Source organism: Stenotrophomonas sp. STK16_22, from assembly GCF_051984505.1.
GTDB classification, from domain to species: Bacteria; Pseudomonadota; Gammaproteobacteria; order Xanthomonadales; family Xanthomonadaceae; genus Stenotrophomonas; species Stenotrophomonas maltophilia_A.
In genome coordinates this window covers 4,200,686-4,219,127 of the sequence record NZ_CP196972.1, presented here as the reverse complement: position 1 = coordinate 4,219,127, position 18,442 = coordinate 4,200,686, and the positions used below count along the sequence as shown (strand labels likewise).

Annotated in this window: 12 protein-coding genes and 4 pseudogenes; 7 read left to right on the top strand and 9 right to left on the bottom strand. The window is 68.3% G+C overall.

Annotated features, from left to right (window positions below; genetic code table 11):
- Positions 1–154: 154 nt before the first annotated feature.
- The 6 genes and pseudogenes from ACSYAO_RS19490 to ACSYAO_RS19465 form a co-directional block, all read right to left on the bottom strand.
- Complete coding sequence (locus ACSYAO_RS19490) at positions 155–1,669, bottom strand: efflux transporter outer membrane subunit (protein WP_075077144.1); 1,515 nt, start codon at positions 1,667–1,669, stop codon at positions 155–157.
- The gene (locus tag ACSYAO_RS19485) at positions 1,666–4,770 is read right to left on the bottom strand and encodes an efflux RND transporter permease subunit (protein WP_075077143.1); all 3,105 of its coding nucleotides are present in this window, start codon (positions 4,768–4,770) and stop codon (positions 1,666–1,668) included. Before ACSYAO_RS19485 ends, ACSYAO_RS19490 begins: the two co-directional genes overlap by 4 nt.
- A 6-nt stretch (positions 4,771–4,776) precedes the next feature.
- Positions 4,777–5,823: an efflux RND transporter periplasmic adaptor subunit gene (locus ACSYAO_RS19480; protein WP_171974408.1), complete on the bottom strand. Its 1,047-nt coding sequence runs from the start codon at positions 5,821–5,823 to the stop codon at positions 4,777–4,779.
- Between the two features lie 104 nt (positions 5,824–5,927).
- On the bottom strand, positions 5,928–6,683 hold the full coding sequence (locus tag ACSYAO_RS19475) for a hypothetical protein (protein ID WP_146260259.1): 756 nt from the start codon (positions 6,681–6,683) through the stop codon (positions 5,928–5,930).
- Between the two features lie 307 nt (positions 6,684–6,990).
- Positions 6,991–7,791: pseudogene (locus ACSYAO_RS19470) on the bottom strand (transposase zinc-binding domain-containing protein); the annotation flags it as partial.
- Between the two features lie 236 nt (positions 7,792–8,027).
- Positions 8,028–8,261, bottom strand: a pseudogene (locus ACSYAO_RS19465) (TCP-1/cpn60 chaperonin family protein); the annotation flags it as partial.
- 1 nt (position 8,262) lies between these two features.
- On the opposite strand from ACSYAO_RS19465, the gene ACSYAO_RS19460 reads away from it, so the two are divergent.
- Positions 8,263–8,622, top strand: a complete 360-nt coding sequence (locus ACSYAO_RS19460; protein ID WP_440566171.1) for a CopD family protein — start codon at positions 8,263–8,265, stop codon at positions 8,620–8,622.
- Between the two features lie 16 nt (positions 8,623–8,638).
- Here ACSYAO_RS19460 and ACSYAO_RS19455 read toward each other — a convergent pair whose 3' ends face one another.
- Positions 8,639–9,835 carry a patatin-like phospholipase family protein gene (locus ACSYAO_RS19455; RefSeq protein ID WP_023124371.1) on the bottom strand — a complete coding sequence of 399 codons (1,197 nt, stop codon included), beginning with the start codon at positions 9,833–9,835 and terminating at the stop codon, positions 8,639–8,641.
- Positions 9,836–9,873: 38 nt separating this feature from the next.
- Positions 9,874–10,665: a 3-hydroxybutyrate dehydrogenase gene (locus ACSYAO_RS19450; RefSeq protein ID WP_023124372.1), complete on the bottom strand. Its 792-nt coding sequence runs from the start codon at positions 10,663–10,665 to the stop codon at positions 9,874–9,876.
- Between the two features lie 318 nt (positions 10,666–10,983).
- On the opposite strand from ACSYAO_RS19450, the gene ACSYAO_RS19445 reads away from it, so the two are divergent.
- From ACSYAO_RS19445 to ACSYAO_RS19430, 4 genes and pseudogenes are all read left to right on the top strand, one after another.
- Positions 10,984–11,952, top strand: coding sequence for an IS5 family transposase (locus ACSYAO_RS19445; protein ID WP_075076220.1), 969 nt, complete (start codon positions 10,984–10,986; stop codon positions 11,950–11,952).
- A gap of 10 nt (positions 11,953–11,962) precedes the next feature.
- Positions 11,963–13,921 (top strand): annotated as a pseudogene (locus ACSYAO_RS19440) (oleate hydratase).
- Complete coding sequence (locus ACSYAO_RS19435; RefSeq protein ID WP_016448220.1) at positions 13,918–14,805, top strand: 3-hydroxyacyl-CoA dehydrogenase; 888 nt, start codon at positions 13,918–13,920, stop codon at positions 14,803–14,805. The pseudogene ACSYAO_RS19440 and the gene ACSYAO_RS19435 overlap by 4 nt, the downstream one beginning before the upstream one ends.
- A gap of 108 nt (positions 14,806–14,913) precedes the next feature.
- Positions 14,914–15,426 carry a TetR/AcrR family transcriptional regulator gene (locus tag ACSYAO_RS19430; protein ID WP_075076221.1) on the top strand — a complete coding sequence of 171 codons (513 nt, stop codon included), beginning with the start codon at positions 14,914–14,916 and terminating at the stop codon, positions 15,424–15,426.
- 106 nt (positions 15,427–15,532) lie between these two features.
- On the opposite strand, the pseudogene ACSYAO_RS19425 reads toward ACSYAO_RS19430, so the two are convergent.
- Positions 15,533–16,666: pseudogene (locus tag ACSYAO_RS19425) on the bottom strand (transposase); the annotation flags it as partial.
- Between the two features lie 490 nt (positions 16,667–17,156).
- On the opposite strand from ACSYAO_RS19425, the gene ACSYAO_RS19420 reads away from it, so the two are divergent.
- On the top strand, positions 17,157–18,113 hold the full coding sequence (locus ACSYAO_RS19420; RefSeq protein ID WP_099470511.1) for a DUF932 domain-containing protein: 957 nt from the start codon (positions 17,157–17,159) through the stop codon (positions 18,111–18,113).
- Positions 18,114–18,116: 3 nt separating this feature from the next.
- Positions 18,117–18,434 (top strand): hypothetical protein, encoded by a 318-nt coding sequence (locus ACSYAO_RS19415; RefSeq protein WP_099470512.1) that lies wholly within the window; start codon positions 18,117–18,119, stop codon positions 18,432–18,434.
- The last annotated feature ends 8 nt before the right edge of the window (positions 18,435–18,442 follow it).

The following is an 18,442-nucleotide window of genomic DNA, read 5'->3' as shown; positions in this document are numbered from 1 at the left end:
CTGGCTTGGCTGCCGGCTGCGTGGCCGGCACCTCGTCACGCGGCCGGCGGCGGCGCGCGCGCTGCGGGCCGGTAGTGCGCTTGCTCCAGCGCGCCGTGCTTCTCGAAGTGGGCGAGGATGGCGGCACGCATCCGGGCGCCCGCCTCTCGGCGACTCAATCGCCAGCGGGCGACGCGGGTGCGCGGATGCGATCGGGCACGGACTCGATGGTGTCGCGTACCGCGGCCTCCTGCGGCGCGGCGGCGTCCGGCGCACGCCAGCCACCGCCCAGCGCGGTGTAGAGCGCGATCTGTGCCAATGCGACGGCGCGCTCGGTGTCGAGCGCCTGCTGGCGTGCATCGAGCCATGCGCGCTCGGCATCGAGCAGGTCGGCGAGATTGGCCAGGCCCACCTCGTAGGTGCGTCGGGCCATCGCCCGGGTGCGTTCGGCGCGTGACAGCGCTTCCCCACGGGCGGCGCGCTGCGCCCCGCGCGCGGCGAGCTGGGCGGTCGCGGTCTCGACCTCCTGCAATGCGGTGGCCAGCGCCTGGCGCAGCTCGACGAAGCCGGCGTCGGCCTGCGCGTCGGCGAGATCGATCGCCGCGCGGCTGGCGCCGAAGTCCAGCCACGGAAACCCGAGCTGCGCGGCGAGCGAGCGCAGGTCCGAAGCACCGGACAGATCGCCGATCGCGACCCCGCTGCGCCCGAGCGCCGCGCTGACCCCCAGCTTGGGGAACAGGTCGCGGCGGCTGGCCAGCGCCGCCAGTTCGGCGGCCTCCAGCCCGGCGACCGCGGCGATGACGTCGGGTCGTCGGCGCAACAGATCCATCGGCTGTCCGCGCGGAATCCCGGCATCGGCCATCGGCACGCGCGTGCCGTCGCCCAGGCGCTGCAGCACCGTTCCGTGCGGCCGGTCGATCAGCGTATCCAGCGCGAACGCGGTTTCGGCGAGACCGGCGTCGATGTCGCCGCGCTGCGCTTCGAGCGCCGCGCGCTGCGCGCCGGCGGCTTCCACATCCAGTCGGGTGACCTCGCCCAGCCGGAAGCGCCCGTCGGCGACACGCTCGGCCTCACGCGCGATGCGCACGCCTTCGTCGAGCAGTGCACGCTGGGCGAGCAGCGCGCGCGCCTGCACGTAGCCCTGCGCGAGATTGGATGCGACGCCCAGGCGCACCGCCACCAGCTGTGCCTCGGCCGATTGCACCTGGCGCCCGGCCCCATCGCGGCGCAGCCGGTTCGCGCCGAACAGATCCACTTCCCACTCGGCCTGCAGCGCCAGCTGCCAGGTGTCGAAATTGACGTCGCCGCCGACATCGAATTCCTCGCCCAGCGGCGTGTCGGCCAGCGCATCGGTATTGATGATCTGGCGGCTGGCCTGACCGCCGAGATCGAGCCGCGGCAGCAGCGCCGCGCGGGATTGCCGCAGTTGCGCGCGTGCGATGCGCAGCTGGGCCAGCGCCGCCTGCTGGTCGAGACTGCGGACCAGCGCGGTCTCGACCAGTTCCGCCAGCAGCGGATCGTCGAACTGGCGCCACCAGTATGCGAGCGCCGCCGGATCGGCCGGCCGCGCAGCATCACCCGCGGGCGCGTAGTAGGCCGCCGGCAGCGGCGGCCGCTCGCGCACCGGCGGCGTGCTGCAGGCGGCGAGCGCGAGCGCGGCCGCGAGGACACCGAGCCTGGAGATCTTCATGCGCGTGCCTCCGCGGTTCTGCGGTCGTCGTCGCGCGGCACCTTGAAGACCAGCAGGTACAGGCACGGCACGACGACCAGGGTGAGCACGGTCGCGAACGCCAGACCGCCCATGATCGTCACGGCCAGCGATGCGAACAGATCGTCGAACAGCAGCGGCACCATGCCCAGCACCGTGGTGCCGGCCGCCATCGTCACCGGCACCAGGCGGCTCGTCGTCGCTTCGACGATCGCGGCGCGGCCATTGCCGCCTTCGGCCATCCGGCGGTCGATCTCCTCCACCAGCACGATCGCGTTCTTGAGCAGCAGGCCGGTCAGGCTGAGCAGACCGAGCAGCGCCACGAAGCCGAACGGCTGGCCGGAGATCGCCAGCCCGATGGTCACGCCGCAGATCGACATCGGCACCACCAGCCAGATCACCACCGGCTGGCGCACGCGGGAAAACAGCAGCACGGTCACCAGGATCATGCCCAGATACGGCAGCAGCAGCGTGCGCATCAGGGCCGTCTGCGCATCGCCGGAACTCTCGAATTCGCCGCCCCAGGTCAGGGTGTAGCCGGGCGGCAACGGCATGGCTTCGATCGCCTCGCGGATGTCGGCGTGGGCGTCGCTCGCCTCCACGCCGACCACCGGCTCGGCCTGCACGGCGATGGTGCGCACGCGATCGCGGCGCTGGATCGCGGCGTCCTCCTGCACCACGTCGACGCGATCGGCCACCTGGGCGATCGGGACGTAGGCCGTCGCGCCCGCGCTCCAGGCGAGGCGATCGAGCAACCCCTCCGGCGCAGGGCGCTCGTCGTCCGGCGCGCGCAGCAGCACCTGGCGCTGCGCATCGCCCTCGCGCAGCACCGCCAGCGGCACGCCTTCGGTGGCCATGGTCAGCGCCTGGGCGATGTCCTGTCGACCGAGTCCGGCCTCGGCCATGCGCTGCAGATCCAGCCGCGGCCGCAGCACGAGCTCGCGTTCGCCCCAGTCGTGGTGCACGTTCTCGAGCATCGGCGTGTCGCGGAAAATGGCCTCGGCACGCGCCGCGATCTCGCGCAGCGTCTCGCCCGAGGGACCGCTGAAGCGCGCCTCGACGCGCGCCTCGGACGCGCCGCCGAACATCAGCCGCGCCGCGTGCACGCGCAGCTCGGGGAAGCGCTCTGCGGCTTCGCGATTGAGGCGCGTGAGCATGTCCTCGAGCACGTCGGCGTCGTCGACCAGCAGGATGACCTGCGCGAACGCGCTGTCGGGCATCGCCGGCGCGTAGGTCAGCATGAAGCGCGACGCGCCCTGCCCCACGAACGCGACCCGGCTGAGCACCTCGGGGAACTCCTGGGCCAGATAGTCCTCGACCTCGCGCACCGCGGCGTCGGTGGCGCGGATGTCGCTGCCCTGGCGGGTGTTGATGTCGACGAAGGCCATCGGCGTGGACGCGGGCGGAAAGAACGACTGCGGCAGGAAGCCGAATCCGACGACGCAGCCGATGGTCAGCAGTGTCGCCAGGGTCACGGTCAGGCCGGCACGACCGAGTCGCGCATCGAGCACGCCGCGAAAGCGGTCGTAGAACCTGCCCCGGTAGGGGCTGTCGCCCGCATCGCCGTCGCCGTCGCGTCCGTCTTCGTCGTCGCGCTCGCGCGCGTCCTTCGACGCCAGCCACCAGTAGCCCAGCAGCGGCACCACGGTGATCGCCAGCACCCAGCTGAGCAGCAGCGAGATCAGGATCACCGAGAACAGCGAGAACAGGAATTCACCGGTGGTGTCCTGCGACAGGCCGATGCCGGCGAACGCGAGGATGCCGATGATGGTCGCGCCGAGCAGCGACCATTGCGTCAGCCGGACCGACTCGCGCGCCGCGCGCATCGCCGAGTGCCCCTGGCGCAGCCGCACCTGCATGCCGTCGCAGATCACCACAGCGTTGTCGACCAGCATGCCCATCGCGATCACCAGCGCCGCCAGCGACACGCGTTCGAGCTGCAGGCCCAGCAGATACATCGCCAGCAGCGTGCCGCCGACAGTCAGCAGCAGCACGCTGCCGATGATCACGCCGGCGCGCCAGCCCATCACCAGACACAGCACGCCGATCACGATGCCCAGTGACATCGCCACGTTGATCGCGAAGCTGGTCACCGCCGCGTCGACGACATCGGCCTGCTGGTAGATCGGATGCAGTTCGACGCCGAGCGGCAGGGTCGGCTCGAGCCGCGCCAGGGCCGCGTCGACGGCCTCGCCCACGTCGACGATGTTCACCGACGGCAGGCCGGCGACGCCGATGGTCAGCGCCTCGCGCCCGTCGTGGCGGATGATCTGGGCCGGCCGCTCGGCGAACTCGCGGCGGATCTGCGCGATGTCGCCGAGGGTCACCCGCGCATCGCCGCGCCCCACCGGCAACGTGCGCAGGGCCTGCAGCGTATCGAAGGCGCCGCCGGGCGCGACGCGCAGGTACAGGTCCTCGCTGCGCAGCCCACCGGCGTGCAGTTCGGTTTCCGCATCGGCCAGTGCGCCGGCGATCTCCTCGGGCGCGATGCGCAGCGCGGCGAGGCGCGCCTGCGGAATCTCGACGACGAACCGTTCCTCGATCGCGCCGGCGATCTCGACCTTGCCCACGCCCTCCACCGGCAGCAGGCCGCGGCGCAGGGTCTTGGCGGCCTCGTGCAGCTCGGTGCGGGTGAGGCCGTCGCCGGTCATCGCGTAGTACAGGCCGAAGACATCGCCGAAATCGTCGTTGACCACCGGCGCCTGCGCACCGGGCGGCAGACTGGCCGCGGTGTCGTTGATCTTGCGCCGCAGCTCGTCCCAGATCTGCGGAATCTCCTCGCTGGAATAGCGCTCGAGGATCTCCACCCGCAGCTCGGAATAGCCGGGCCGCGACGTCGTGCGCACCTGCTTGAGCTGGGTGAGCTGCTGGACCGCGCTTTCGAGCACGTCGCTGACTTCGCGCTCCACCTGTTCGGCGCTGGCGCCGGGGTAGATCGTGGTCACGACCGCTTCCTTGATCGTGAACTCGGGGTCTTCCAGCCGCTCGAGATTGAAATAGGCGAACACGCCGCCGACCAGACAGGCGAGGATCAGCAGCCAGACATTGACCGGGTGGCGGATGGCGTAACGCGCGATCTCCATGCCGGGTCAGCGCCGGATGCGCGGTTCGACGATCTGCCCGGCCTGCAGCAGGCGTGCACCGGCGACGACCACCTGCGCCGATGGCGCAAGTTCGCCTTCGATGCGCGCCTGCGTGCCCTCGATCGCGTGCACCCGCACCGGCACCGGCTGCGCGGCGCCGTCCTCGCCCACCGTCCACACCACCGCCTGCCCGTCGGCCGCGCTCAGCACCGCGCTCGCCGGCACACGGTGCTGGCCGGCCGCGAGCGTGGCGGGCGCCGGGTCTTCGATCGCCACCTGCACCGCCATGCCGGGCAGCACGTTGGCACCCGGCGGCGGCGTACCGCGCAACGCCAGCCGATAGCTGCGTGACTGCGCATCCGGCGCGGTCGCATGTTCACGGTAGGCCAGGACCATCGGCGGCAGTTCGGGCAACGCGAGCACGCGACCGCGGGCGACGAGTGCGGGACCGAACGCCAGGCGCGCGGCGTCGCGCTCGGGCACGTCGACGACGACCTCGATCAAGTCCGCATCCTGCATCCGCAGCACCGGTTCGCCGGCCGGCACCACCACGCCGGCCGCGGCGAGGCGGCGCACCACCACGCCCGCGTACGGCGCGCGCAGCCGGGTGAATCCCACCTGGCGCGCCGCGGCATCGCGGTTCGCGCGCGTACTCGCCAGCTGCGCCTCGGCCTGTTCCACCGCGGCCGGCGCGAGGATGCCTTCGTCGCGCAGGCCGCGGCGGCGGGCGACATCGGCCTCGGCGGTCCGCAGGGCGACCTCGGCCTCGCCCAGTTGCAGGCGGTAGTCGGTGTCGTCGAGTTCGGCCAGGACCTGGCCGCGTTCGACCCGTTCGCCGTCGCTCACCCGATACCGGGTGATGCGGCCATCAGCCTGGAACGCGAGTTCGGTGCCTTCGGCGGCCTCCACACGCCCGGGCAGGCGCAGCGTGCGGTCGGCGGACGCGCTTTCGACCAGCTGGACGATCACCGGGCGCGGCGGCGGCGGGGCGTCGGGCGCATCGCTGCAGGCCGCCAGCAGCACGCTCAGTAACAACAGGACACGGACTCGCAACGCCACACACCCCGGGCAGGCCGACGTGCGGCAGGACGCCTAGGGTCGCCGAAGTCCCGTCACGGATCTGTGAACAGGCCGTGTCCGCAGCGCGGGTGGCGCACTCAGGCGATGGGAGCGACGCCGCCGCGCCCGCGCCGCATGCGGTGCAGCGCCCACAGCAGCGCGGTGACCAGCAGGCAGGCGAAGAACCAGACGACGGCAGGCACCGCACGGGGCGGCGGCGTCTGCGCGCCGGCGCCGGCGCCCGCGAGCCGTCGGGTCCCGGCCTGCAGCGCGGCCGCCTGCATGCCGGGCGCATCGTCGACGCCACGCACCCACAGCACGTCGCCGCCGTCGACGCGGTGCCAGCCGGGCGCGCGCGGCCACAGGCCGGCGCAGCCGTCGGCGGCCGGATCGGGCACGGGGAGGATCGCGCGGCCATCGGGCGCCACCACGCGCGCGCCGGGCGCCAGGTCGCACAGCGCCACGCGCTCGCCGACCCGCGCCTCGCCGCGGAAGCCAGCCACGGCCGCGCCGGGCGGACGGGCCAGTGCGGCGGCCCAGGCACTCCACAACTCGCCGTGCAGATCGGCCCGGCCCGCCAGCGGCAGCTGCCAGCTGTCGGCCACGGTGACGACACCGATGCGGCCCCGGCCCAGTGCCTGCCAGCGCATCATGTCGGCCGCGCCCGGCCCGGCCGCCGGCAGCCCACCGGTCAGCGGCCGATAGCCCAGCGCGGGTGGCGCCTCCCCGGCCAGCTGCGGATCGAAGGGCGCATCGTCGCTGCCGGGGCCGGACCAGGCGCGCAGCCGTGCGGGATCGTCGGGGCCGGCGTCGGCGCGCCACTCGCGCACGCGCCCTGGGTATAGGAAGTTCAACCGCCCTTTTTGGCGAGTCTGGCGGGTAGGACGCGGCCACGCAAGCGCCGCTTTGGGCACAGATCGGGCACAGATCGGGGGTTCATGCGTGGGTTTTCGACATCGCGGGGCCACGCAGCGGCTCAGTGCGTAGCCATTTCTCACCGAATCCCGGCACAGGGCCGAGCGCAGCCCTGCGGGGTCGTGGCCGCATCGGATCGGACTCTGGCTTGGCTGCCGGCTGCGTGGCCGGCACCTCGTCACGCGGCCGGCGGCGGCGCGCGCGCTGCGGGCCGGTAGTGCGCTTGCTCCAGCGCGCCGTGCTTCTGGCGATGCGGTAGGTCATCGAACTCATCCGCAGCCCATCCATGCCGTCGTCGCTACCCGCGCTGTCGGACAGGAACACGGATTCGTCTTCGCCTTCGAGCCAGCCGCGGCGCGACAGGTGCCGGCACACGCGATGCGCGATGGTGTTGGCGAGCTGCGTCAGTTGCGCAGAGGTGGGGGCACGGGCGCGGCGCAGGCGCGGCTTGCGCCGCGGGGGCTCGACGTTCGCGTCGTACACGCCGTCGAGCCACAGCATGTGGAAGTGAACATTCAGGTTCAGCGCGCTGCCGAAGCGCTGGATCAGGGTCACCACGCCGCATTGCGCGCTGGCGTGGTCGACGCCGACTTGATCGGCTAACCAGCCGGCGATGACGCGCTGCACGATCACCAGCACCGGGCCGATGGCCTCCGGCTTGCTGGCGAACAGGAAGCGCAGCGGGTACGGAAAACTCAGCACCCATTGCCGCACCGGCCGCGGGCCAAACACCTCCTCCACCAGGTGCCGCGCGCTCTCGGCCATGCGCCGCGCCCCGCAGCTGGGGCAGAAGCCGCGCTTCTTGCAGGAGAAGGCCACCAGCCTCTCGGCCCGGCACTGCTCGCACACCACGCGCAGGAAGCCGTGCTCGAGCACGCCGCAGCGCAGGTAGGTCTCGAACTCCTCGCGCACATACTCGGGCAGCGGGCGGTCTTCGGCCTCAAGACGCGCGATGAAGTCCGGGTAGTGCGCCTGCACTAGCGCGTACAGCAGCGTGCGCTCGGGCAGGTGGCGCGCGTAACGCGCAGCGGCGTGGGCGGCCGGCAGTGGCGCGCACACCTCGGCCTGCCGCCGGGGTGCGGTCAGGCGCGGCACGCAGCGCTCCGTTGCAGGGACGGCTGCTCAGGGTTGCGCCCGCGAGCACGCGTTCATATCGGCGTTTTCTGATCTTCGCGTCAGACATTGCCGCGGGGCGGGTAGGAAGTCTCCCGCCTCGGACGCCAGAACGCACAAAGCCCGGCACGAGGCCGGGCTTTGTGGTCTTGCTTGATGGATCGCGGGGCTTAGAAATCCATGCCGCCCATGCCGCCCATGCCGCCGCCCGGCATCGCCGGCTCTTCCTTCTTCGGCAGCTCTGCCACCATCGCTTCGGTGGTGATCATCAGGCCGGCGATGGACGCCGCGTTCTGCAGCGCGGTGCGGGTGACCTTGGTCGGGTCCAGGATGCCGAACTCGATCATGTCGCCGAACTCGCCGTTGGCGGCGTTGTAGCCGAACGCGCCCTGGCCATCGGCGACGGTGCTGTACCTGCCGCGCATCCTCGTGAACCTGGCCGAGGCAGGCGAACACCCGGCCGTGCGCGAGCGACTGGTGTTGATGGGGCGCAGGCTCTCCCGCTTCGGGCACGTGCTGTTCGGCATCGCGCTGCTGATGGGGCTCACGCTGTGGCTGCACTTCGGTTTCGCCGGCGGCTGGCTGCACGCCAAGCTGTTGCTGGTCACGCTGGTGTTCGTCTTCAGCATCGTCATCGGGCGTTGGCTGAAGGCTGCCGAAGCCGGGCGTCCGCTGCCGTCGGCACGTGCATTGCGCTGGATCAACGAGATCCCGCTGGTGGTCCTGGTCGGCATCGTCTATCTGGTGGTCGGCAAGCCGTTCTGAGGCGGGCCCGAACCGATCAGAAGCGCGTCAGATGCTTCTTCTGCGTGACGCGGTGCACGTCGTGTACCGCGTAGCCGTGGTCGCGGTCGGGCAGGTCGAACCAGCCGGGGTGTGACAGCGTCTGCCGGGTATCGGCCAGCCCGCTCTGCCAATGGCTCTCCATGCTGATGCGGCCGAACGCATAGTCCTTGAACTGCTGTTCGTGCGGCTTGGCCTGGTAGATCAGGTGGACGATGTTGATGACGCGATCGTCCAGCCACGGCGCCAGTGCCTCGCGGGCACTTTCGGGCAGTCCGCCTTCGGGCAGGCGGGCGATGAGGTCGTTCAGCGCGGTCCGCAACTGCTGGGTGCGCGCGACCGTATCGGTGCCGTGGCGGGTGCGGCTGGAATACTGGATGTCCTTGCCGCGTTCGAGCACGTCCATCATCGTCTGCGGCCGCTGCCCGCGCGCGCTCCACAGGTCCACCTGGAAGGCCAGCGTGTCTTCGCGCGGCCATTCGTCGAGGATGTGTTCCAGCGGCGTGTTCGAGACCACGCCGCCGTCCCAGTAATGGCGGCCCTCGATCTCTACCGGCGCGAAGGCCGGCGGCAGCGAGCCTGAGGCGAGGATGTGCTTCGGCCCGATCCGGGTGTCGCGGCTGTCGAAATAGCGGAAGTTGCCGCTCTCCACGTCGGTGACGCCAACGGTCAGGCGCACCGTGCGGTCATCGTTGATGCGGTCGAAATCCACCAGCCGCTCGAGCGTTGCCAACAGCGGCGTGGTGTCGTAGAAACTGGTGGCCTGCGGCGTGCCGTCGCAGCGCATGAAGGGCGAGGCCGGCCACGGGGTGAAGAAGCCGCGCTGGCCCTGCCACAAGGCGGCCAGGGCGCTCATCGTCGCGGCCCAGGTTTCCAGAGCCGGGTTCATCGGCAGCATCGAAAGCCCGGCGCGCACGCCCATCGCCGGCCAGCTGGCGAGGCCCGCGGGTTCGCAGATCGTTTCCCAGAAATCACGCAGCCGTTCGATGCGATCCTGCGGCCGGTTGCCGGCGATGATCGCCGCGTTGATCGCGCCGATCGAGATGCCGGCGTACCAGTTGGGGCGGATGCCGGCCTCGTTGAGCGCCTGATAGACGCCGCACTGGTAGGCGCCGAGCGCGCCGCCGCCCTGGAGCACCAGGGCGATGGCGGGATATTGAGCGACCTTCTCGAGCAGTTGCGGGGACGTGTCCATGGCGAGGGATCATGCCACGGCGTGCGTGGCCGACCGCTTCACTGCATGAACCAGCCGTGGCTCACCACGATGCTCTGGCCGGTGAGCGCGTTGGTCTCGAAAGCGGCCAGGGTCAGCGCCACGTTGGCCACGTCGTCGAGCGTGGTGAATTCGCCATCGACGGTGTCCTTCAGCATGATCTTCTGGATCACTTCCTCTTCGCTGATGCCGAACTCCTTGGCCTGCTCCGGGATCTGCTTGTCCACCAGCGGGGTGCGCACGAAGCCCGGGCAGATCACGTTGGAGCGGATGCCGAGCTTGCCGCCTTCCTTGGCGATGGTGCGGGCGAGGCCGAGCAGGCCGTGCTTGGCGGTGACGTAGGGCGCCTTCAGCGGCGAGGCCAGATGCGAGTGCACCGAGCCCATCAGGATGATCGCGCCGGGCGCACCGCGCTTCTCCATGTCCTTCATGCACTCGCGGGTGGTCAGGAAGGCGCCGTCGAGGTGGATGGCGAGCATCTTCTTCCAGTCCTCGAACGAGAACTCGGTGATCTTGTTGATGATCTGGATGCCGGCATTGGAGACCAGCACGTCCACCCGGCCCCATTCGGCGGCGATCTGCGCGACGCCTTCGACCACCTGCGATTCGCTGGTGACGTCCATCGCCACGGCCATCGCCTGGCCGCCGGATTCGCGGATCGCGGCGGCGGTGGCTTCCGCGGCGTCCAGCTTCAGGTCGGCGATCGCGACGCGGCCACCGGCGGCGGCATAGGTTTCGGCGATGTGCTTGCCGATGCCGCTGGCGGCACCGGTGACCAGGCAGACCTTGCCATCAAGTTCGATTCGGGACATGGGGCTCTCCTCAGGCGGGTCGTCGATGATCGCCCAGCGCGTGGCCGGCCGCCATCGGCCGAAAGGGCATCAAGGCGTGGCGAAGCGGCCCGGCACCGGCATCGTCCCCGCCATCAAACGCGCTTACCTCTGGGCACCTTCGGGTGCCCAGATCATTTGCGGGCCGCGAAAAGCCGTCCGGACAGCCATATAGATCTCAAATGGAATTCAAATATCAGATGATATACATTACCGTGGGAGTGACCTTTCGCTAGGGAAACTCTGAACAACTCCCCCGAAGTGGGCGACAATAGCGCAACGCGATGAGGGTGACGATCGATACAGCTGACGTTCGGTGATGCCGAAGGCATGGGCAAGCGCAAGCGGACCCGCAAGGAGATCTTCCTGGCCGAGATGGATCAGGTGGTGCCGTGGAAGGCGCTGCTGAAGCTGATTGAGCCGCACTATCCGAAGATGGGTCGCCCTGGCCGGCAGCCGTATCCGCTGTCAACGATGCTGCGGGTTCACTTCCTTCAGCAGTGGTACGCGCTCAGCGACCCGGCCATGGAAGAGGCGCTTTACGACACAGCGGTGATGCGCCGGTTCGCCGAGCTGAGCGGTTTGGACGACATCCCCGACGAGACCACGATCCTCAACTTCCGGCGTCTGCTGGAGACGCATGACCTGGCGCCGAAGATCCTGGCGCGGGTGAACGCGCACCTGGCACGCAAGGGCCAGAGCCTGCGCGCGGGCACGATCGTGGACGCCACGATCATTGCCGCGCCAAGCTCGACGAAGAACAAGGATGGCAAGCGCGATCCGGAGATGCACCAGACGAAGAAGGGCAACCAGTGGCACTTCGGGATGAAGGCGCACATTGGCGTGGACGAGTATTCGGGGCTGGTGCACCACGTGGAGTGCACGGCCGCGAACGTCGGCGACGTGACCCAGGTGCACAAGCTGCTGCATGGCAAGGAGGATACGGTGTGCGGCGACAGTGGCTACACCGGCGCCGACAAGCGCGAAGAGCTGCAGCACGTTGCCGTCGGCTTCCTGATCGCGGAGAAGCCGTCGAAGCTGCGGGCGATGAAGAACAAGCGTGACCGCAAATACGCCGAGCGCTGGGAGCGCTACAAGGCCAGCGTGCGCGCGAAGGTTGAGCACCCGTTCCGGGTGGTGAAGCGCCAGTTCGGTTACGCCAAAGTGCGTTACCGCGGGCTGGCAAAGAACACTGCGCAGGTGCTGACACTGTTCGCGCTGTCGAACCTGTGGATGGCGCGGCGAGATTTATTGGCGGCTGCGGGATAGTTGCGCCTGGATGGCGGGGAAGCCCGCCAGAACAGGCCGGAAACGGCCGAAATCCGACCTGAAATCGATGAAAATCGCTGCCCGACACAATATTGATGCTCGTGTGGCGGCAAAAGCAGCATCAGGGCGTGTTATTCAGATGATCCCTAGATCGATGACCTTGAACTTCCCCGACTGGAGTCCGTACATGTATTACAGCAGTGGCAATTACGAAGCCTTCGCCCGCCCGCGCAAGCCAGACGGGGTCGACGGCAAATCCGCATGGTTCGTCGGCTCCGGCCTGGCCTCGCTGGCCGGCGCCGCCTTCCTGATCCGCGATGGCCAGATGCCGGGCGAGCGCATCACCATCCTGGAACGCATCGACGTGCCGGGCGGCGCACTGGATGGACTTGAGAAGCCGGACAAGGGCTTCGTGATCCGCGGCGGCCGCGAGATGGAGAACCATTTCGAATGCCTGTGGGATCTGTTCCGCAGCATTCCGTCGCTGGAAGTCGAGGGGGCCAGCGTGCTCGACGAGTTCTACTGGCTGAACAAGGACGACCCCAATTTCTCCCTGCAGCGCGCCACCATCGAACAGGGCAAGCCTGCGCCCGACATGGGCAAGTTCACGCTCAGCAAGGCCGCGCAGAAGGACATGCTCAAGGTCTTCATGGCCACGCGCGAGGAGATGGAGAACAAGCGCATCAACGAGGTGTTCGGTGAGGACTTCCTCGCCAGCAACTTCTGGATGTACTGGCGCACCATGTTCGCGTTCGAAGAGTGGCATTCGGCGCTGGAAATGAAGCTCTATCTGCACCGCTTCATCCACCACATCGGCGGTCTGGCGGATCTTTCCGCGTTGAAGTTCACCCGCTTCAACCAGTACGAATCGCTGGTGCTGCCATTGGTGAAGTGGTTGAAGGACCAGGGCGTGGTGTTCCAGTACTGCACCGAGGTGACAGATGTCGATTTCGACATCGATGCCACCAACGGACGCAAGCAGGCCACGCGCATCCACTGAAACCGCGACGGCCAGCCCGGTGGCATGGCACTCGGCCCCGATGACCTGTTGTTCATGACCATCGGCTCGCTGGTGGAAAACAGCAACGAGGGCGACCACAAGACCGCGGCGCTGCTGGACGAAGGCCCGGCACCGGCTTGGGATCTGTGGCGGCGCATCGCGGCCAAGGATCCGTCGTTCGGGCGGCCCGACGTGTTCGGCACGCACATTCCGGAGACCAAATGGGAATCCGCCACCATCACCACGCTGGACGCGCGCATCCCGAAGTACATCGAGAAGATCGCCAAGCGCGACCCGTTCAGCGGCAAGGTGGTGACCGGCGGGATTGTCACCGCCAAGGATTCCAGCTGGCTGCTGAGCTGGACGGTGAACCGCCAGCCGCACTTCAAGAAGCAGCCCAAGGACCAGGTCGTGATCTGGTTCTATGGCCTGTTCGCGGACGTGCCGGGGGATTACGTCAAGAAGCCGATGCAGGACTGCACCGGCGAGGAAATCACCCAGGAATGGCTGTATCACATGGGTGTGTCGGTTGAGGACATCGCGGAGCTTGCAGCCACGGGAGCCAACACCGTGCCGGTGATGATGCCGTACATCACCGCCTTCTTCATGCCGCGTCAAGCCGGTGATCGCCCTGACGTGGTGCCAGCGGGCGCTGTGAACTTCGCATTCATCGGCCAGTTCGCGGAGTCGAAGCAACGCGACTGTATCTTCACCACCGAGTACTCGGTGCGCACGCCGATGGAAGCGGTCTACACGCTGTTGGGCATTGAACGCGGCGTGCCGGAAGTGTTCAATTCCACCTACGACATCCGCACCCTGCTGGATGCACTGCACCAGCTGCGCGATGGCGAAGAATTGGCGTTGCCGGGCCCGTCGTTCCTGCGCGACCGCGTGTTGGCCAGGCTCGACCGCACCGAGATCGGTGCATTGCTCCACGACGCCGGCCTGCTGGCCGGGGAGGACGCATGAACATGACACAGGACACCACAAAGACCGTCGCCTCGCCCTCCGGCCTGCAGCGGGTGACCGTGCTGGGCACTGGCGTGCTCGGCGCGCAGATCGCCTTCCAGTGCGCCTTTCACGGCAAGAGCGTCACGGCGTACGACATTGACGCAGCAGCGCTGGAGCGTGCCCGCGACGCCCTGACGCGATTGGCTCAGACATATGCCGCCGACCTGCCGGGGACGACGCCCGAGGCGACCACCAGGGTCGCGGCGGCCATCGCACTGAGCAGCGACCTTGCGCAGGCCGTGCGCGACGCGGACCTGGTAATTGAAGCGGTGCCGGAGAAGCTGGAACTCAAGCGCTCAGTCTATGCCGAACTCGCCAGGCTGGCGCGCGAAGGCACCATCTTCGCCACCAACTCCTCCACGCTGCTGCCCAGTGCATTCGCGGATGCGACGGGCCGGCCGGAGAAGTTCCTGGCGTTGCATTTCGCCAATCACATCTGGCGCCAGAACACAGCGGAAGTGATGGGTACGCCGCAGACCGATCCTGAGGTGTTCGAGCAGGTGGCGCGCTTCGCTGCGGAAATCGGCATGGAACCGATCCGACTGCACAAGGAGCAGCCGGGTTACGTGCTGAATTCGCTGCTGGTGCCGTTGCTCAACGCGGCCGCCGCCTTGTTGTTGAAAGGTGTGGCGAGTCCGGAGGACATCGACAAGACCTGGCGAATCGGGACCGGCGCCAAGCTGGGGCCGTTCCAGATCTACGACATTGTCGGCCTGCGCACGGCGTACAACATCGCAAGCGCAAATCCCGCAACGCAGGGCTGGGCCGAATATCTCAAGGTGAACTACATCGACAAGGGTCGCCTGGGCGCCGGTGCGGGGGGTGGCTTCTACGATGATTGACGCCATGTCCGCCGCCCGTGCGTGCTCCGTCGGGAACGGTCACCGCACGCTGACGGCGTCCTGTGCAAGGCGGTGGCATACTGCCGCCCCGTCGCGCCGGAGCCGGCCGTGAGCCAAGCCCAACGCCACGCACGTCCGCTCAACCGCAGTGAATCGCAGGCCCGCACGCGCGCGGCGCTGCTGGATGCCGCCGAGGCGCTGATCGTGGAGCACTCGATCCCGGCGCTGTCGCTGCGCGCCGTCTGCACGCGTGCCGGCTATACGCAGGGGGCCTTCTACTCCAACTTCGCCGATCGCGAGGAGCTGCTGCTGGAGGTGATGGAGCGCAACCTCGAACAGAAGGCCGCCAGCCTGGAGCAGATGCTGGCGACCTGCGGCGACGCAGGTCTCGACGGCACCCTGGCGTGCATCCTGGATTGGCTGGACACCATCCACCATCGGGGCGAATGGGCGCGCATCGCCATGGAGCTGGGGTATAGGAAGTTCAACCGCCCTTTTTGGCGAGTCTGGCGGGTAGGAAGCGGCCGCGCAAGCGCCGCTTTGGGCACAGATCGGGCACAGATCGGGGGTTCATGCGTGGGTTTTCGACATCGCGGGGCCTCGCAGCGGCTCAGTGCGTAGCCATTCCTCACCGATTCCCGGCACAGGGCCGAGCGCAGCCCTGCGGGGTCGTGGCCGCATCGGATCGGACTCTGGCTTGGCTGCCGGCTGTGTGGCCGGCGCCTCATCACGCGGCCGGCGGCGGCGCGCGCGCTGCGGGCCGGTAGTGCGCTTGCTCCAGCGCGCCGTGCTTCTCGAAGTGGGCGAGGATGGCGCGGATGGCGGTGGGTTCCTCGATGCTGGCGACGATCCGTACCGCGCCGCCGCAGTGGGCGCAGGTGGTGATGTCGATGGAAAAGACCCGCTTGAGCCGTTGCGCCCAGCTCATCGCACGGCGCTTCTGCTCGGGGCTGCGCGGCTCGTCGTGGGCGCTTGCGTCAACCGGCGCCGCATCGCCCGCAGGCCGCTTGCCGCGCCCCGAGGGCGTCAGCTGCGCACGCAGGTTTGCATTCGGGGCGAATACGCCGTGGAAGCGGGTGAGATGCGCGCGAGGTGGCGGGACCAGTGCCGCCAGCTTGGCGATGAAGTCCACCGCATCCCATTCGACATGCGTGGTGCCATTGCGCCACGGCGTCTTGAGCTGGTAACGCACCCTGCCCTGTGGCGAGATCGATAGCCGCTGCTCGCTGATCGCCGGGCGCGTGATGTAGCGGCACAGCTTTTCGAGCTTGTGGCTTTCGTGTGCTTCCGCGGCCACGCCGGCATGCAGCGAGAAGCCGCCGACCTTGCCGGCGTCGCCGTCCAGAGAACCCGCATCACCGGGTAGCGTTTTCAGGGTGACGACCTTGCGGCCAGCGTCGCGACCGGTGGCGATGCGGTAGGTCATCGAACTCATCCGCAGCCCATCCATGCCGTCGTCGCTACCCGCGCTGTCGGACAGGAACACGGATTCGTCTTCGCCTTCGAGCCAGCCGCGGCGCGACAGGTGCCGGCACACGCGATGCGCGATGGTGTTGGCCAGTTCCGTCAGTTGCGCCGATGTGGGCGCACGGGTGCGGTGCAGGCGCGGCTTGCGCTGCGGACGCTCGGTGGTGTCCTCGTACACGCCGTCGAGCCACAGCATGTGGAAGTGGATGTTGAGATTCAGCGCGCTGCCGAAGCGCTGGATCAGGGTCACCACGCCGCATTGCGCCGTATCCCGCGGCACGCCGGCCTGATCGGCAAGCCAACCGGCGATCACACGATGCACGATGCCCAGCACCGGGCTGATGGCCTCCGGCTTGCTGGCGAACAGGAAGCGCAACGGGTAGGGGAGGAACAACGGGGTCAGGTTCACTTCCTGATCGCTCAGAATGCGGAGGCCCAGCAGAGATGCGGGCCTTTTCGATTCAAATCATGCGAATGTCCGCTTCGGGTCGAAAGCGGACGTCGGCTGGCATGCCGGTCAGCCACAACAGCAACCGTGACGGAGCGGCATTATGGAACGCACCTCCGGCCGAGCGCGTTGAACAACGCATCAAAACGCGATTCAAAAGAATCTTACCTACATATCACCTCGTTGAAGCCAGTAGGGTCTGGCTTTGCGCAAGGGCACAGCGCTCCTTGTGTGCCTTAATCCTGGATTCCCTATGAGTGACAGGTCGGAGGCGATCTACTGCATCCTTGTGGTAATCGCAACAGCTCTGGTGAGCGTTGCCAGCTGCGTCCGCAGTAAACACCCGAAGTTCCCGTGATCCAACCCGTGACACACCACAAGGCCCGGCAATCGCCGGGCCTTGTGCGTTTATGCCCGAGATTAAGGAGAAGAGACGATGCACCTGGTTGAAACAATGGCCTATGCCGGCGAGCGGCCGTGGCACGGCCTCGGTCACAAGCTGGCGCCGCAACAGCCGATCGATGTTTGGAAGCGGGAGGCCGGCATGGACTGGTCGATCGAAGAGTCGGAGGTCCGCTACGTGGTTGGCAAGAACGGGATCGGTGCCATCAACGCCTTCCCGGAGCAGAAAGTCCTGTACCGGTCCGACACGCAAGCGCCTTTGTCGGTCGTGTCCAAGCGGTACAAGGTGGTCCAGCCGGGTGAGATCCTGGAGTTCTACCGCGACCTGACCGAAGTCGGCGGCTTCGAGCTGGAGTCGGCCGGCGTGCTCCGCGAGGGGCGCAAGTTCTGGGCGCTGGCCAAGACCGGGCAGAGCACCGTCCTGAAGCGAAGGGACCGCGTGGACGGCTACCTGCTGCTGGCCACGGCCTGCGACGGTACCCTGGCCACGACCGCCCAGTTCACCTCGGTCCGAGTGGTCTGCAACAACACCCTGTCGATCGCCCTGGGCAGCAACGCCGGGGCCGTGAAGGTGCCCCACCGCAGCCAGTTCAATCCGGACCTGGTGAAGCGCCAGCTCGGGATCACCGTCTCCACCTGGGACTCGTTCGTCGCCCGCATGAAGGCGCTGGTCGACTGCCCGGTGGATCCGGACTCGGTCGATGGCCTGCTTCGTCGGGTCCTGACCTATCCGAACCCGGACGGGGAGGGCGTAGCGGTCAATGAGCAGGCGTTCAAGACCGCTCGCGCCCTGTACGACGGCGCAGGCAAGGGGTCCGAGCTGGCGAGCGCCAAAGGAACGGCTTGGGGCGTGCTGAGCAGCGTCACCGAGTTCGTCGACCACCATCGGCGGGCCCGCAGTGACGATCACCGCAGGGAAGCGGCCTGGTTCGGTGCGGGCGCCCAGATCAAGCAGCGCGCGTGGGATGAAGCGCTGAAACTGGTGGCCTGAGCGATGGCGGTCGATCGTCTCGACGTGGCCTACATCGCCATTGACGCCAAGCACGCCCTGGACAAGAGCTGCACTCCCTACTCGGACATGCCGTTCGAGGGGGAGTGGGGCTACATCCGGGCGTGCATCGACCAGGCCGAGCTGCTGGGACGGACGTGGCAGGCCTGCAGCGAGGTGTTTCCGGGCCTGTGGTGCTACGAGGTAGCGGAACCCTTCGGTCGGGACTTCGGCCGGCACCTGCTGGCCGGAGGGTCCGTTGATCTTGCCCCCGCCATCCTGGATCGCATCGTTGCCACCGCAATGAAGGTCTCGCCGGCCTAGAAGCCAGC

What these genes read in the sequence shown, in the direction of transcription:
- ACSYAO_RS19490 (WP_075077144.1), bottom strand. Translation starts at nt 1,669, where the DNA reads ATGAAGATCTCCAGGCTCGGTGTCCTCGCGGCCGCGCTCGCGCTCGCC.
- ACSYAO_RS19485 (WP_075077143.1), bottom strand. Translation starts at nt 4,770, where the DNA reads ATGGAGATCGCGCGTTACGCCATCCGCCACCCGGTCAATGTCTGGCTG.
- ACSYAO_RS19455 (WP_023124371.1), bottom strand. Translation starts at nt 9,835, where the DNA reads ATGGACACGTCCCCGCAACTGCTCGAGAAGGTCGCTCAATATCCCGCC.
- ACSYAO_RS19450 (WP_023124372.1), bottom strand. Translation starts at nt 10,665, where the DNA reads ATGTCCCGAATCGAACTTGATGGCAAGGTCTGCCTGGTCACCGGTGCC.
- ACSYAO_RS19435 (WP_016448220.1), top strand. Translation starts at nt 13,918, where the DNA reads ATGAACATGACACAGGACACCACAAAGACCGTCGCCTCGCCCTCCGGC.
- ACSYAO_RS19420 (WP_099470511.1), top strand. Translation starts at nt 17,157, where the DNA reads ATGCACCTGGTTGAAACAATGGCCTATGCCGGCGAGCGGCCGTGGCAC.
- ACSYAO_RS19415 (WP_099470512.1), top strand. Translation starts at nt 18,117, where the DNA reads ATGGCGGTCGATCGTCTCGACGTGGCCTACATCGCCATTGACGCCAAG.